Consider the following 14,559-nt stretch of genomic DNA (forward strand, 5'->3'; position numbering starts at 1 on the left):
CGGGGGCTGAGGTACCGGTGCCTACCGGACGGGGCGTATCAATTCCCACGTGTCGACCGCGAAGTCCCGCTTCATACCGTGCCGTTCGTAGAGGGCGAGGGCTCCGGTGCTGTTGTCGGTGTCGACGCCGAGGCTGACGCGGTCGCGGCCCAGGGCCGCGTAGTGACCGAAGGTGTGGCGCAGCAGCAGACTGCCGAGCCCGCGGCCGCGGGCCTCGCGCAGGACACCGACGCTGGAGATCCAGGCCGCGGCGGAACGGTCGTTGCGGGACCGCAGGGCGGCCACGTCACCGAGGCCGTCGACGTGCGCGATCCAGACCAGCGACCAGTCGACGTTCTCGGCGTCGATGTCGTCCAGCCACTGCTCGTACGTACGCGGCTGGAAGTCGAAGTGGTCGGCGAAGGCCGTCTGCAGCAGGGAGTAGGCCTTCCTGCGGTCCTCCTCGGCGGCACAGGTGCGCAGGGTGACGCCGGGCGGGAGTGTCGGCAGGGGCTCGGCGGGGGACAGGGGGCGGGTCATGACGTTGTAGCGGCGGACCGTGCGCCAGCCGCGTCCGCGCAACGCGTCCAGGTCCATCGTGGGCGTGATGTTGAGGTGCATGTGCACCACGGCCCGGTCGGCGCCGTTGGCCGCCGCGCGCTCCGCCGCGCGGGCCTCCATCAGGTCGAACAGGTGCAGCGCGCCGAGCGGTTGGTCCGGCAGCGCGTAGTGGTCCATGTCGATGCGTTCGCCGCCGGACTCGTCCCACTGCAGGCCGTACGCCACGAGGCGGTCCCCGTCGAACAGCAGCCAGGAGTCGCGCTCCAGGTCCGCCTCCGGATGCTTCAGATCGGCCTGCACCTCGACGAGTTCGGTCTCGGCGCGGCCGATCTCCAGCAGGTCGATCTCGTTGAGCAGCGCGCACACGGCCTCCGCGTCGTCGAGCGTCGCCGGACGCACGGTGAGGCCGGGCGGGAGGGGGGTGGGGTGCGTCGTGGTCATGGGGCCACTGTCGGGGGGCGGGGGCGGGGGCCGCAACGGGATTTCGGTGGGCCGGGAGCAGCGGGGCGCCCGGTGGCCTTGGTCGGGCGGGGGTGGGCGCAGGTGCTGAAGGTGGCCGCAGGCCCCTTCAGGGGCGCGGGGAACTGCGCGATCAGCCACGTACGAGCCGCAGTCGCCGAACGACCCGCACCCCCGACCCATGAGGCGCCCTCACGCCGCCACCGGCAACCCCGGCGTCCGGAAGACCCGTCCGCGGGCGTCGACCGCGAACACCTCGCACCCCTCCCGCGACGCGGCCCACTCCACACCCTCCGCCCCCATCGCGAACGCCGCCGTGGCCGTCGCGTCGGCCTCGGTGAGGGACGGGGCCACCACCGTGAGGCTGAGCAGACCCGTCGCCGGGCGGCCGGTGCGGCCGTCGAGGATGTGGTCGCCGCGCTCGTAGCGCGCGGACGTGGCGACCGCGCCGTCCGTGACCGACAGGACCGCGCAGAGCCGGTCGGCCCGCTCCGGGTGCCGCACCCCCACCCGCCACGGCCCACCGGTCGCCGCCACGTCACCACCGGCGTTGAGGCACAGCCGCTTCGCGCCCAGCCCCGTCAGCAGCTCCGCCGCCCGCTGCACGGCCCACCCCTTCACCATGGCGCAGGGGTCGAGCCCACGCCCCGGCAGCCGTACGTCGAACGCGCCGCCCGTGGCCACCCGGTACTCCTCGCAGAGGGCCAGCACCTCGGCGAGGTCCCGGCTGATCTCCTCCGGTGCCAGCTCGCCCCGGTCCAGCCGCGACACCTCGCTGTCCGCGCGGAACGGGCTGAACCGCGCGTCGACCTCGCGCAGCCACGCGAACGCCGGTTCCGCGGCCTCGGCGGTGGCCTCCTCGTCCTCGATCAGCAGTGAGATCGGGAACCCCATGATGTGCTCGACGCGGCGCACCGGATCAGGCCTTCGCGTCGATCGCGGCCTGGAGGGACTCCCGGTAGCCGTCGCTGGTGATGGTGGCGCCGGAGACGGTGTCGATGTCGGCGCTCTGCGCCGTCAGGGTCTCCTTGATCAGCACCGGGACGGCGGCCTCGGTCTGCGGGTGGTCCGGCTGCTTCAGCATCTCCACGGCCGTGATCTTGTCGCCCTCGAAGGTCACCTGGACCTGGACGTCCCCCTTGGAGGTGCCGACGGTCGGGCCCGCGACGGTCTGGCTCGCGTTCTCCGCCGCCGAGTCCCCCGAAGCGGTGTCGGAACCGGAGTCGGACGACCCCGCCGCCTTCTCGTTCTCGTCGATCGCGGCCTGGAGGGACTCCCGGTACGCGTCGCTGGTGATGGTGGCGCCGGAGACGGTGTCGATGTCGGCGCTCTGCGCCGTCAGGGTCTCCTCGATCAGTACCGGCACCGCCGCCTCGGTCTGCGGGTGGTCCGGCTGCTGGAGGAACTTCACGGCGGTGATCTTGTCGCCCTGGAAGGTCGCCTGGACCTGGACGGGGCCCTTCTCGGTGTCGATCGTCGGACCCGTGACCACCGTGGACCCCGACGACGTGGACGCGGAGGCCGACGGGGCGGGCTCGGCGGTCGTCGTCGTGGACGTCGTGTCGGTCGAGGGGGCGTAACGCCAGACGGGCACCAGCGCTGCGGCGCTCAGGACCAGGGCGGGTATGGCTCGCTTCACAGTCTTGTCCTCGTGTCCCTGTGTCCTCAGCCGGCCAGGCTGAAGCGTTCGAAGTGGATCTGCGGCTTGGGCACGTCCAGCTCGCGCAGGCTGCCCAGGACCGCGTTCATCATCGGCGGCGGCCCGCACAGGAACACGTCCCGGTCGGCGATGTCCGGCACCATCCGCAGCAGCTCGCGCGGCGCCAGCAGATCGGGGCTGACGGGGCCGGAGACCAGGTGCAGCTCGGCGCCCTTGTCGAAGGCGAGCCGCTGCAGCTCGTCGTAGAGGACCGCGTCCTGCTTGGTGGCGACCCGGTAGATGACCACCGCGTGCCCCTCGATCTCCTCCAGCAGCGCCCGGATCGGGGTGACCCCGACGCCACCGGCGATGAGCACGGACTCCGGCCGGGTGCGGTGCATCGCGGTGAAGGCGCCGTACGGGCCCTCGGCGAAGACCCGGGTGCCGACCTTGACGTGACGCAGGGCGGCCGAGCCCTCGCCGGCCGCCTTCGCGGTCAGCCGCAGCTGACTGCCGTCGGGCGCGGCCGACAGCGAGAAGGGGTTGGCCTGCCACCAGCGGTCCCGGGTCAGGAACCGCCACAGGAAGAACTGGCCGGCCCGCGCGGGCATCCGGTCCAGGTCGCGGCCGGTCATGTAGATCGAGACGACGTTGTCGGCCTCGGGGACGACCGCGGTGACGCGGAGCTGGTGACGCCAGTTGCGCCACAGCGGGAGCACCAGCCGGCCCATGAACACGGAGGCCAGGGCCACGCCCCACAGCACGTACCAGTACGCCGTCGCGGTCTGCGACGAGGCGAACGACGTGCCCGCCGCGACCTGGTGCGTGAAGGCCAGCACCACCGCGACGTACGTGTACAGGTGGATGAAGTGCCAGGTCTCGTAGGCCAGTCGGCGGCGGGCGAAGCGGGCCGAGACCACACCGATCACGACGATGATGCCGAGCGCGACGATCGAGCGCAGCACGCCCTCGACGGTCTCGGCGAGGTCCACCAGCTGGCTGACCGGGTCCAGGTCCGAGGACTGCGCGTAGCCGAAGGTGATGAACACCCCGTGCGCGACCAGCAGCCACAGCACCGAGAAGCCGGTCCAGCGATGCCAGGAGGTCAGCCGGTCCATGCCGATGCGCCGGTCGAACCACGGCAGTCGGGCCACCAGCACCAGCTGGAACGCCATCAGCAGCGCGCCGTACAGACCGGTCAGGCGGCCCAGCACGATGAGGGCGTTCGAGGCGAAGCCGGCCTGCACGAAGAAGAAGGTCACCACGGCGACGTTCGCCGCCAGCACCGCGTACAGACCGGTGCGGGCGACCACTTTGGGACGCGCTCCCGAGCGGCTGACGGCCGCGGGGGGTTGTTGGACAGTGGTCACGGGGAGGGCTCCTTGATCGGGTGGGGGATACGAGCTTCTCCGGTGACTGCTGTCGTTTTGCTGTCGGACAACTTTCAAGTATTTATCGATCGTGCCCCCGGGCCGTGAGCGGCTATGGCGCACGGCGATCGGTGGCGCAGTATGAGCACGTGGAAAAAGTGCGACTGCTCGTGGTGGACGACGACCCGCCGATCGCGGACCTGGTGGCGACCGTCGCCCGCTACGAGGGCTGGGACGCCGTCACGGCACACTCCGGTGAGGAGGCGCTGCGGCAGGCGGCCGAGTTCCGCCCCGACATCGTGGTGCTGGACCTGATGCTGCCCGGCCTGGACGGCTTCGGCGTGCTCGACCGGCTCCGCCGGTCCGGCACGATGGTGCCCGTGGTGTTCCTGACCGCCCGCGACGGCGTCGCCGACCGGGTCGCCGGCCTCACCCGGGGCGGCGACGACTACCTGGTCAAGCCGTTCGCCGTGGAGGAGCTGATGGCCCGCCTGCGCACCGTGCTGCGCCGCAGCGCCGGGCCCGCCTTCCAGCGCTCCGTCCTCCAGGTCGCCGACCTGTCGATGGACGAGGACACCCGCGAGGTCCGCCGCGGCGACAAGCTGCTCACCCTCACGCCCACCGAGTACGAGGTCCTGCGCTACCTCATGCGCAAGTCCCCGACCGTCCTCACCAAGGCGCAGATCCTCGACCACGTCTGGGAGTACGGCTTCGGCGGCCGCTCCAACGTCGTCGAACTGGTCGTCAGCAGGCTGCGCCGCAAGCTCGACGACACCGGTGAACCGCTCATCCACACCGTCCGCGGATTCGGCTACGTCCTGCGGCAGGCCACCGAGTGATCGCCCGCCTCAAGCAGAGCTATCGCGGTATGCGCCTCGGCACCCGGCTGGCCCTCGGCCTCGGTGCCCTGGCGCTCGTCGTGTTCGCCGTCGTCGGCAGCGCGCTGACCATGTACATGCGCGACTATCTGTCCGCGCAGCTCAACGAACAGCTCAAGATCGCCCAGATCGCCCAGTCCAAGAGCATCGCCGACTACGGCACGCTCAAGGGGAAGAAGTACTACCGCTGGTACTACGCGGTGTACGACACCTCGGCCGGGACCCCGGTCCTGCGTAAGCCCGAGGACCCCGGTGACCTGCCCGAGGACATCGACGACTTCACCCTCGTGGCCAAGGCGCTGACCGTCGAGGGCACGGAGGTCACCCGCACCGAGCACCTCAAGGGACAGGGCCAGTACCGGCTGCGGGCCTGCGAGGTGGAGCCCGGGGTGATCCTGGTCAGCGCCGCGCCGATGGACGACATCGAGGACACGGTCGGCCAGCTGATCACGATCCAGGTCGTCACCTTCGTCCTCGCCCTGATGGCGCTCGTCGTCTTCGGCCGGGCCATGCTGCGACGCGGCCTGAAACCGCTGAGCGACATGGCGCGCACCGCCCGCGGCATCACCTCGCACGATCTGACGGACTCGGCGCGGCTGCCGGTGCGCCACGACAACCGCGACGGAGGGTTCGAGGTCGAGGAGCTGCGCACCGCCTTCAACACGATGCTGGAGCACATCGACGACGCGCTCGCCGTCCGCACCGAGGCGGAGCAGCGCCTGCGCCGCTTCGTCGCCGACGCCTCCCACGAACTGCGCACCCCGCTGATGTCGGTGCGCGGCTACGCCGACCTCTTCCAGTACGCCGCCGCGCACAGCCCCGAGGAACGCGACAAGCACCTGGCCCGGTTGCGCGCCGAGGCGGCCCGGATGGGTGTCCTCCTCGACGACCTGCTGATGCTGGCCCGCCTCGACGCGGCGGACGTGGACGCACCGCTGCGGCTGGAGGAGGCCGACCTGGTGGAGCTGGCGCGGCAGGCGGCGGACGGCTTCCGGGCCGGCCATCCCGACCGTCCGCTGACCGTGACGACCGGCTCCGGCCCGGTCCGGCTGCGTCTGGACCCCCTGCGCCTCCGACAGGTCCTGGACAACCTCCTCACCAACGCGGCCGTGCACACCCCGCCCGGTACGAAGGTCGCCCTGGAGGTCGTCGCGGAGTCCGGCACGGCCGAGGTGCGGATCACCGACTCGGGGCCCGGGATCCCGGCCGACGACCAGGAACGGGTCTTCGACCGCTTCTACCGCGTCGACAAGGCCCGCAGCCGCGACCGGGGCGGCAGCGGCCTGGGCCTGGCCGTGGCCCACTCCCTGGTCCGCGCCCACGGCGGCACCATCACCCTGACCAGCAGGCCGGGCACCACCACCTTCACGGTCCACCTGCCCCTGACGGGCTCGGGCCCCGGGGCCTAGTACTCCGGAGCCCGCCCCCCACCACATCCGTACCCACCGCGCCCACCGCACCAGGTCGCCTAATCTGGCCCGCATGGGTACGACGGTGCGCAGGGCCGCGCGAGGGACGGTCCAGCTGGGCGTCGCCGCCGCGATGGCGTTCGGGACGTACCTGTTCATCACGGTGCTGCTGATCACCGCCGTCGCCACCCTCGCCGTGGTCGGTGCCTGGATGCTGCCCGAGACGGTGACCCTGATCCGCCGCATCGCGGGCGCGAAGCGTCACCAGGTGGCCGCCTGGACGGGCCGGCCGATCCCCGAGGCCTACCAGCCCATCGAGGGCGCCCTGCGCGAACGCCTGCGGATCGCCGTCCGCGACCCCGGCACCCTGACCGACGCCCGCTGGATGCTCGCGTACTACGTCTACGGCGCCCTCTTCTTCCTCGCCGTGCCGTTGTGGCTGCTCGGCCTGGTCGTCGACGGCGTGTGGTGCGGACTGCTGCGCCGCGACGCCGTCGTCCTGCCGCTGATCGGCCGGCTCGCCGACCTGGACGCCGACTGGTCCGAGGCCCTCCTCCGGCCGTCACCCAGGGCCCGCCTCGCCGAACGCGTGGAGGAACTGACGGCGACCCGGGCCGACGCCATCGCCGCCCACGGCGCCGAACTCCGCCGTATCGAACGCGACCTCCACGACGGCGCCCAGGCCCGCCTCGTCGCGCTCTCCATGCGGATCGGGCTCGCCCGGCGCGCGTACGACCGTGACCCGGAGGCCGCGCGCAGGCTGCTGCTCGACGCCCAGGAGCAGGCCGAGGCCGCGCTGACCGAACTCCGCCACGTCGTCCGCGGCATCCACCCCCCGATCCTCACCGACCGGGGCCTGGCCGGCGCCGTACGGGCCCTCGCCGCCGCGAGCGGCCTGGAGGTGAGTGTCGAGGTGAGCGGGTTGGAGGACGCCGACGGTCCGCGCCCGCCCGCCGCGGTGGAGGCCGCCGCGTACTTCGTCGTCGCCGAAGCCCTCACCAACGCCGCCAAGCACAGCGGATGCGACCACGCCGAGGTCCACCTCACCCGTACGGCCCGGGGCGTGGACGTACGGGTGCGTGACGACGGCCGGGGCGGCGCGGAGACGTCCGGCTCGGCCGCCACACTCATCACGCCGCCCACGCCTGCCACGCCGCCCACGCCCGCCACGCCTGCCACGGCCTCCCCGCCCGCCACGGCAGACGGATCCGGGCTTCTCGGGATGCGGCGGCGGGTCGCCGCGCTGGACGGGACCATGACCGTGACCAGCCCCGTCGGCGGGCCCACCGTGATCACGGTGGAGCTGCCCTGCGTATGGTGAGCGAAACGGAATCCACGACCGATCCGGGGACATCGCGCACACGGCGGTCGGTGACTGAGGTGGGACTGCCGTGCGTGTGGTGATCGCCGAGGACAACGCCCTGCTCCGAGAGGGCCTCGTCCTGCTGCTGACCTCGGCCGGACACGAGGTGGCCGCGGTCGCGGGCAGCGGCCCCGAGATCCTCCCCGCCCTGCTGGAGCACCGCCCGAACGTCGCCGTCCTGGACGTCCGGATGCCGCCCGGCTTCCGCGACGAGGGACTGCGCGCGGCCCTGGAGGCCCGCCGGCGGCTCCCCGGCCTTCCGGTGCTGGTCCTCTCGCAGTACGTGGAGGAGTCGTACGCGGCCGAACTGCTCGGCGGGGGAGCGGGCGGGGTCGGCTATCTGCTCAAGGACCGGGTCGGCCGGGTGGACGAGTTCCTGGACGCCCTCGACCGGGTCGCGGCCGGCGGCACCGCGCTCGACCCGGAGGTGGTGACCGAACTGCTCACCCGCCGCAGGGACTCACCGCTGGACGCGCTCACCCCGCGCGAACGGGAGGTGCTGGCGCTGATGGCCGAGGGACACGACAACGCCACCATCGCCCGGACCCTCGTCGTCACCGAACGCGCCGTCAGCAAGCACATCGGCAACGTCTTCCTGAAGCTCGGCCTGCCGACCAGCGACACCGGCCACCGCAGGGTACTGGCCTTGCTGGCGTATCTGAACAACAAGTAGGGGCGCCGTCAGAACGACGGCGCCCCCACCTGCTGCTGACCGGACTCAGCTGCACTTACGTCCGGTGTTGATGCACTGCACCGCCTTGTTCATCAGCTTCTGGTCGAAGACGTTGATGAAGTCGCCGTGGTCGGTGATCGGCTTGTGCTGCTGCTCGGGGAAGCTGTCCAGCGAGTAGAACGGACGGGTCTTGCCGTTGTCCTTCACGCTGGGCGCGTCCACGTCGTACACCAGCCGCTGCACCAGCTGCGGGATGGCCTTGAAGCCGGCCGCGCAGTTACCGTTCGCGTCGGCGAAGGCCACGTGCGTACGGTGGTTGGCGCTGTCGATGTTCTTGCCGTCCCAGCAGCTCTGGAACTTGAAGGTGCGCACCACGTCGCTGCCGGCGGGGCAGAGCGGGTACTTGTCCTTCAACTGCACCTTGTTCTCGAAGCCGGTGCAGCTCCAGGAGGCGTTGGCGTTGCCGGGGCCGTTGACGAACGCCTTGGCGTCACCGGTGATGATGCGCAGCAGCCTGGGCATCGCCACCACCTTGCCGCGGGGGCTGCCCACGAAGTTCAGGGTGGCCTGCTTCGCCGTCAGGATCCGGCCCGTGTTGCCCTCGGCGCCGCCGCCCTGCTTCGCGGCGTCGAACTCCTTGGTGCCGTCCTGGAGTCGCAGCACCGGCCAGAAGTACGACGACCTGTCACCCTTGTTCCGGCAGCTGGTCCCCGCCTTGGCGAGGTCCTGGTCGCTGGAGAAGGCGTCGTTGTCCTGGTTGCCGACGTAGTCGTGCATGTGGTGCGCGCCGTTGGTGACACCGGGCGCCACGATGACGTTGTCGCTGTTGTACAGCTTGTTGGCGTTCACACCGCACTTGGTGACGAAGGTGCCCTTCGACGCCTGCGCCGATCTGGCGGGCGTGCGCACGTTGGGCCGCACCTTGGTGATGTCCACGAAGTCGGCGGCGACGGGACCGTTGCCGGCCACTCCGGCATTGGTGTTGTTGCCGCCCTGGTTGGCTCCTCCGCTCGGCGCGGGGGCGGGCTGGTTGCCGGTGGCGCGCAGCGTGCAGGCCGCCAGCGCGTCGAGGCCCTGCGGCTTGGCCGCCACCCGGCCGATCGCGGTGGCGATCCGGTCGATCGTCGCCTTCCGCTTGTCCTTCAGCGGACCCACGATCGCGTTCTGCGCGAAGTTGGGGTCCTGCTGAATCGCCCTCTGCGAGGTGGAGAGGCGCTGGTACGCCTCGGAGATCTGCTTGTCGAGAAGGGCCAGTTCCCTGTCGACCTGAGCCTTGGCCTGGGCCGGCACCGACGTCAACTTCTGGCCCACGTCGGGGCACTCGATGGTGGACGTGCCGGCCGCGAGCACCTGGTTCTGCGCGGTGCCGTTCGAGGCGCCGGTCTCGCCGGCCGAGGCGTAGATGTTGACCGCGACCAGTCCGCCGGCACCGACGGCCACTGCGGCTGCCGCGCCCACCAGTCGGCGGGCGGTGTTCGATCTTCTTCGCGTGTTGCGTCTCATCATGCCTCTCAAGGACAACTCCGGCACCGGCGGGACATCCGGCACGGGTCAAGCGCGTCCTCGTCTACGTAAGGGGTACACCGAATGCTCAGCGAATCCTCAGATTCGTAGCATCCTCCATGCGCGAACCGTGCAAGTGGCCCCAATCCGGACCCAGTTGGCGCCGTCCGTGCAACTCGGGGACAGGAACGGGGGCCTGCCCCCGGCGACGACCGGCGACAGGCCCCCGTGATCACCCGGGACCGCCGAGTTCTACTCGTCGAACGTCACGACCACCTTCTCCGCCGCCCCCGGCGTCAGCGCCAGCTCGAAGGCCCGGTCGACGTCGTCGGCGGGCACCCGGTGGCTGATGAGCCGGGCGAAACGCTCGTGGTGCTCGACGATCTCGGGGGTGACCTCGAAGATCTCGGTGGGGTAGCCCTGGGAGGCGATCAGGGTCAGCTCGCTGCGCAGCATGCCGCCGAGGTCGATCTCCGACCCCTTCTTCTGCACGGCGACCATGACCAGCTTCGCGCCCCACTTGGCGGAGCCCACCACGGTGTTGAACACGGCCGGCACCCCGGCCGCGTCGATGTAGATGTCGGTGCCGGGCCGGGGCTGCCCGAGCGCGTTGGCGGCCTGTCCGTGCAGCTCGGTCAGCCGCGCGGCGACGTCCTCCCGCGCCGAGTCGACGACGGCGTCCGCGCCCACGGCCAGTGCCTTCTCCAGCCGGGACGGGATGACGTCGGCCACGACCACGTGCTTCACCCCGCGCAGTTTCAGCCAGATCGCGGCGCCGAGGCCGATGGGTCCGGCGCCGAAGACCACGACCTTGTCGTCGGGGCCCGCCTCCGAGCGGTTGACGCAGTGCCGGGCCACCGCCATGGGCTCGTTGAGGGAGGCCACGTCGAAGGGCACGGAGTCCGGGAACACCGCCACACTCCTGCCGACCTCGGCGTTCTCGATCAGCAGGTACTCGCTCATCCCGCCGTACGCGCCGCCGCAGCCGATGATGCCGGTCGGCGCGTCCTGCGGGTTGACCACCACCCGGTCGCCGACCGCGAGACCGGTGACCTCGGCGCCGACCTCGACGATCTCGCCGGCCGGTTCGTGGCCGAGCGCCACCGGGATCAGCTCGCCGCCCAGGTGGGCGCGGGACGGCACGCCTCCCATGTGCAGGAAGGTGACGTCGGTGCCGCAGATGCCGCAGGCGCGGACCCGTACGAGCACGTCGGCGGGGCCGGGCACGGGACGCTCGACGTCGACGACCTCGACCTTGCCGACACCGGCGGTCCGGACGGACTTCATAGTCGCCATGGGGAGACTCACTTTCTGGATGGAGAAGGGGTGCCGCCGAAGGGGCGTGCGGAGGGAGGCGGCGCCGGTCGGGCCCGGCCCCGGGAGGTCAGACGGCGGCCCAGGCGTCGTCGACCGGCAGCACCACGCCGTTGACGAAGGCGGCCGCGTCGGAGGCGAGGAAGACGATCGCGTCGGCCTGCTCCTCGGCGGTGCCGAGCCGGCCGATGGTGGCGCCGATCAGCCCGCCGATGACCGCCGGACCGTGCGCCTGCTGGTCGGCGTCGACCTTGATGTTGGTCATCGTGGGGCCGGGGGCTATCGCGTTGGCCCGGATGCCCTGCTTGCGGTACATCACCGACAGGCTCTTCACCAGGCCGACCACGCCGTGCTTCGACGCGGTGTACGCGGCACCGGCGGCGCTGCCGCGCAACCCCGCCTCGGACGCGGTGAAGACGATCGCACCGCGCTTCGCCTCCAGCATGTGCGGCAGGGCGGCGCGGGTGAGCAGGAACGGCGCGGTCAGGTTGACCCGGATGACCCGCTCCCACTCGCTGTCGTCGACGTCGGCGAGGGCGGACATCCGGTCCATGATCCCGGCGTTGTTCACCAGGACGTCCAGCCCGCCGAAGGTCTCCACGGCACGGGCGACGACCTCGTCCACGACCGCTTGGTCGCTGAGATCGCCGACGACCGCGAGCGCGGTCCCGCCGGTCGCCGCGATCGCCTCGACGGTCTCCTCGGCGGCCTTCTCGTCGATGTCGGCCACCAGCACCCGCGCCCCCGCGGCGGCGAACTTCAGGGCCGCGGCCCGGCCGATGCCGGAACCGGCTCCCGTGACGACGACACCGCGGCCGTCGAGACCGTTGCTGCTCATGAGGCTCCTCTTCTGAGACTGCTCCACCTTCTTGCTTGAGTGAGGCAAGCACACGAGACTTACTTGAGTCAAGCAACGAGAGGGGTAGGGTGCTGTCCATGTCGACCGACGCCCGACCCGCCCCGTGAGGAAAGAGCCGACGCGAATGGCCTTGACCAGGTACGGCAGTGCCAGCGAGAAACCGTCGCTCCCCAGGGGCGCGGGCCAGCACGTCCTGATCGTCGTCGACGACCCGGACGTCGCCGAACTCCTCTCCACCACGCTGGAGTTGGCGGGATACCGGATCCACGCGGCGGAGTCGGGCACGGCGGCCGTCGCACGGCTCACCGAGCAGCGGTTCGACCTGGTCGTGCTCGACCTCGGGCTGCCGGACCTGGAGGGACTCGGCCGGGAGCGCCGCCCCCTGGCCCACCGCCCGCCCGTCCTGTTCCTGACCCGGTACGACTCCCTCGGCAAGCTGCTGCCGGAAGTGGGCCTCGGGGAACAGGACTACGTCACCAAGCCCTTCCGCATCGCCGAGGTCCTGGCGCGCGCCCAAGTCCTGCTCCGTGGCCGAAAACCCGTCCGTCGGGACAGTGAACTGGCCTACCGCGACCTGGTCCTGGACGACCCCGCCTGCCAGGCCCTGCGCGCGGGCCGGGCGTTGAACCTCACCCCGGCGGAGTACCGCCTCCTGCGCTACCTCCTCGTCAACGCGCACAAGGTGCTGTCGAAGGAGCAGATCGGCCGCTACGTCTGGGGCGACTTCCACGGCGACAACGCCATCGAACAGCTGGTCTCCCGGCTCCGCCGCAAGGTGGACCGCGAGGCCCCGCCGCTCATCCACACCCGCCGCGGCTTCGGCTACTGGCTCGGCATCGCCGCCGAGGACGGCTGAAGGCCCGTTCCCGGCGTACGGCCCCCGGAGCACACTCAGGGAAGCAAACACATCCCGGCCGCGCGGCAGCGCCTGACACCCCGCCGCGCCACCGAAAGGGCGGCACCGGACCCCTCCGGCGCCGCCCTTCTTCGTGCCCGCGGTGATCCCGCGTCGAACATGCCCATCGACGTCAACAGGCCGACAGGGAAGGGGTGTTGATTGGCCGAAAACCCACCCATGGTCGCCGCCGGTGCCCACCCCGGCCACTCCGCCCAGGACGCAGCCCCTCCCTGGAATGTGATCCAGCTCACGTCAGCTTCCTGTCAGGCAACTGGCCGGGAGCCGTCAGACCGCTCTGTTTGCATGTGCTCATCGAGGCCTCGACACATCCCCCGGCGCTCCGCCCCACCGGAACCCCCACCACCGAGGAGAGACCATGGCCGACACCCTGACCGACGCCGCGTCCGCCAGCAGCGGACCGTGCCCCGACTATCCGATGCCCCGGGCCGCGGGCTGCCCGCTCGCCCCGCCCCCGGCCGCCGCCGAACTCCGCGGCGCACGCCCGATCACCAAGGTGCGGATCTGGAACGGCAGCACCCCGTGGCTGATCACCCGCCACGCCGACCAGCGCACCCTGCTCACCGACCCGCGCGTCAGCAACGACGACCACGAGCCCGACTTCCCCCACGTCAACGCCCACCGCGCGGACATCGCCCCGCACACCCCGAAACTGATCACCAACACGGACGCCCCTGAGCACACCCGGCTGCGTCGCTCGGTCAACGCGCCGTTCCTGGTGAAGCGGATCGAGACCATGCGCCCGGCGGTGCAGAAGATCGTCGACGACCTGATCGACGACATGCTGGCCGGACCCAACCCGGCCGACCTGCTCACCGCGCTGGCGCTGCCGGTGCCCTCGTTGGTCATCGCCGACCTGCTCGGCGTGCCGTACAAGGACCACGAGTTCTTCCAGGAGAACAGCAACCGGGCCCTCGACAGCGCCCTGTCGGCGGAGGAGGCGTCCGTCGCCGCCCGCAACCTGGGCGGATACCTGGACGCCCTGTTCCGGGAGAAGCTCGTCGAGCCGGGCGACGACGTGCTGTCGGAGATGGCCGGCCGGGTCAAGAGCGGCGAGATGGCCCACGAGGAGGCCGTCAGCATGGGCGTCGCCATGCTGATCGCCGGGCACGAGACCACCGCCACGATGATCAGCCTCGGCACGCTCGCCCTGTTCGAGCACCCCGACCAGCTCGCCGTGCTGCGCGACACCGAGGACCCGAAGGTCGTCGCCGGCGCCGTCGACGAACTGCTGCGCTACCTCTCCATCGTCCACTCGGGCCTGCGCCGGGTCGCCAAGGACGACATCGAGATCGGCGGCCAGCTCATCCGCAAGGGCGACGGCCTCCTCTTCGACCTCCAGACGGCCAACTGGGACCCCAGCGCCTTCCCGGAGGCCGAGCGCCTGGACCTGAGCCGCCCCGCCCGCCGGCACAACGCCTTCGGCTACGGCCCCCACCAGTGCCTCGGCCAGAACCTCGCCCGCCTCGAACTCCAGGTCGTCTACGGCACGCTCTACCGCCGCGTCCCCACCCTCCGCCCGGCCGCCCCCCTCGACCAGCTGGCCTTCAACCACACCGGCACCACCTACGGCGTGAAGTGCCTGCCGGTCGCCTGGTGACACCCCCCCACGAGTACGCGAACCAAGGAGCGCCCC

The 14,559-nt window shown here is 71.4% G+C and carries 13 protein-coding genes; 6 read left to right on the top strand and 7 right to left on the bottom strand.

What is annotated here, in order from left to right; translation table 11 throughout:
- Positions 1 to 21 precede the first annotated feature (21 nt).
- From L3078_RS39800 to L3078_RS39815, 4 genes are all read right to left on the bottom strand, one after another.
- On the bottom strand, positions 22 to 981 hold the full coding sequence (locus L3078_RS39800) for a GNAT family N-acetyltransferase (protein ID WP_239759082.1): 960 nt from the start codon (positions 979 to 981) through the stop codon (positions 22 to 24).
- Between the two features lie 210 nt (positions 982 to 1,191).
- Positions 1,192 to 1,914 (bottom strand): FAD:protein FMN transferase, encoded by a 723-nt coding sequence (locus tag L3078_RS39805; RefSeq protein ID WP_239759083.1) that lies wholly within the window; start codon positions 1,912 to 1,914, stop codon positions 1,192 to 1,194.
- A 4-nt stretch (positions 1,915 to 1,918) separates the two neighbouring features.
- A complete protein-coding gene (locus L3078_RS39810; protein ID WP_239759084.1) occupies positions 1,919 to 2,638 on the bottom strand; it encodes an FMN-binding protein in 720 nt (239 codons plus the stop codon).
- A 26-nt stretch (positions 2,639 to 2,664) separates the two neighbouring features.
- Positions 2,665 to 4,008: a ferredoxin reductase family protein gene (locus L3078_RS39815; RefSeq protein WP_239759085.1), complete on the bottom strand. Its 1,344-nt coding sequence runs from the start codon at positions 4,006 to 4,008 to the stop codon at positions 2,665 to 2,667.
- 149 nt (positions 4,009 to 4,157) lie between these two features.
- On the opposite strand from L3078_RS39815, the gene L3078_RS39820 reads away from it, so the two are divergent.
- The 4 genes from L3078_RS39820 to L3078_RS39835 all read left to right on the top strand — a co-directional run bounded on the left by L3078_RS39820 (position 4,158) and on the right by L3078_RS39835 (position 8,331).
- Positions 4,158 to 4,847 (top strand): response regulator transcription factor, encoded by a 690-nt coding sequence (locus L3078_RS39820; protein ID WP_239759086.1) that lies wholly within the window; start codon positions 4,158 to 4,160, stop codon positions 4,845 to 4,847.
- The gene (locus L3078_RS39825; RefSeq protein ID WP_239759087.1) at positions 4,844 to 6,295 is read left to right on the top strand and encodes a sensor histidine kinase; all 1,452 of its coding nucleotides are present in this window, start codon (positions 4,844 to 4,846) and stop codon (positions 6,293 to 6,295) included. Before L3078_RS39820 ends, L3078_RS39825 begins: the two co-directional genes overlap by 4 nt.
- Positions 6,296 to 6,368: 73 nt before the next feature.
- Positions 6,369 to 7,616, top strand: a complete 1,248-nt coding sequence (locus L3078_RS39830; protein WP_239759088.1) for a sensor histidine kinase — start codon at positions 6,369 to 6,371, stop codon at positions 7,614 to 7,616.
- Between the two features lie 70 nt (positions 7,617 to 7,686).
- Positions 7,687 to 8,331 (top strand): response regulator transcription factor, encoded by a 645-nt coding sequence (locus tag L3078_RS39835; protein ID WP_239759089.1) that lies wholly within the window; start codon positions 7,687 to 7,689, stop codon positions 8,329 to 8,331.
- Positions 8,332 to 8,376: 45 nt separating this feature from the next.
- Here the strand turns inward: L3078_RS39835 and L3078_RS39840 are convergent, their stop codons facing one another.
- The 3 genes from L3078_RS39840 to L3078_RS39850 all read right to left on the bottom strand — a co-directional run bounded on the left by L3078_RS39840 (position 8,377) and on the right by L3078_RS39850 (position 11,986).
- Complete coding sequence (locus L3078_RS39840) at positions 8,377 to 9,834, bottom strand: DUF1996 domain-containing protein (protein ID WP_239760671.1); 1,458 nt, start codon at positions 9,832 to 9,834, stop codon at positions 8,377 to 8,379.
- A 252-nt stretch (positions 9,835 to 10,086) separates the two neighbouring features.
- The gene (locus L3078_RS39845; protein ID WP_239759090.1) at positions 10,087 to 11,130 is read right to left on the bottom strand and encodes a zinc-dependent alcohol dehydrogenase; all 1,044 of its coding nucleotides are present in this window, start codon (positions 11,128 to 11,130) and stop codon (positions 10,087 to 10,089) included.
- A gap of 88 nt (positions 11,131 to 11,218) precedes the next feature.
- On the bottom strand, positions 11,219 to 11,986 hold the full coding sequence (locus L3078_RS39850) for an SDR family NAD(P)-dependent oxidoreductase (protein WP_239759091.1): 768 nt from the start codon (positions 11,984 to 11,986) through the stop codon (positions 11,219 to 11,221).
- A gap of 145 nt (positions 11,987 to 12,131) precedes the next feature.
- Here L3078_RS39850 and L3078_RS39855 point away from each other — a divergent pair, with 145 nt between their 5' ends.
- Together L3078_RS39855 and L3078_RS39860 are read left to right on the top strand one after the other, a co-directional pair.
- Positions 12,132 to 12,863, top strand: a complete 732-nt coding sequence (locus L3078_RS39855) for a response regulator transcription factor (protein ID WP_239759092.1) — start codon at positions 12,132 to 12,134, stop codon at positions 12,861 to 12,863.
- A 418-nt stretch (positions 12,864 to 13,281) separates the two neighbouring features.
- A complete protein-coding gene (locus L3078_RS39860) occupies positions 13,282 to 14,523 on the top strand; it encodes a cytochrome P450 (protein WP_239759093.1) in 1,242 nt (413 codons plus the stop codon).
- Positions 14,524 to 14,559 lie beyond the last annotated feature (36 nt).

The organism is Streptomyces deccanensis, from assembly GCF_022385335.1.
Lineage (GTDB): Bacteria > Actinomycetota > Actinomycetes > Streptomycetales > Streptomycetaceae > Streptomyces > Streptomyces deccanensis.

Bases quoted from the DNA above. Each gene is read 5' to 3' on its own strand.
- L3078_RS39830 (WP_239759088.1), top strand. From the start codon at position 6,369: ATGGGTACGACGGTGCGCAGGGCCGCGCGAGGGACGGTCCAGCTGGGC.
- L3078_RS39855 (WP_239759092.1), top strand. From the start codon at position 12,132: ATGGCCTTGACCAGGTACGGCAGTGCCAGCGAGAAACCGTCGCTCCCC.
- L3078_RS39850 (WP_239759091.1), bottom strand. From the start codon at position 11,986: ATGAGCAGCAACGGTCTCGACGGCCGCGGTGTCGTCGTCACGGGAGCC.
- L3078_RS39845 (WP_239759090.1), bottom strand. From the start codon at position 11,130: ATGGCGACTATGAAGTCCGTCCGGACCGCCGGTGTCGGCAAGGTCGAG.
- L3078_RS39860 (WP_239759093.1), top strand. From the start codon at position 13,282: ATGGCCGACACCCTGACCGACGCCGCGTCCGCCAGCAGCGGACCGTGC.
- L3078_RS39840 (WP_239760671.1), bottom strand. From the start codon at position 9,834: ATGAGACGCAACACGCGAAGAAGATCGAACACCGCCCGCCGACTGGTG.
- L3078_RS39800 (WP_239759082.1), bottom strand. From the start codon at position 981: ATGACCACGACGCACCCCACCCCCCTCCCGCCCGGCCTCACCGTGCGT.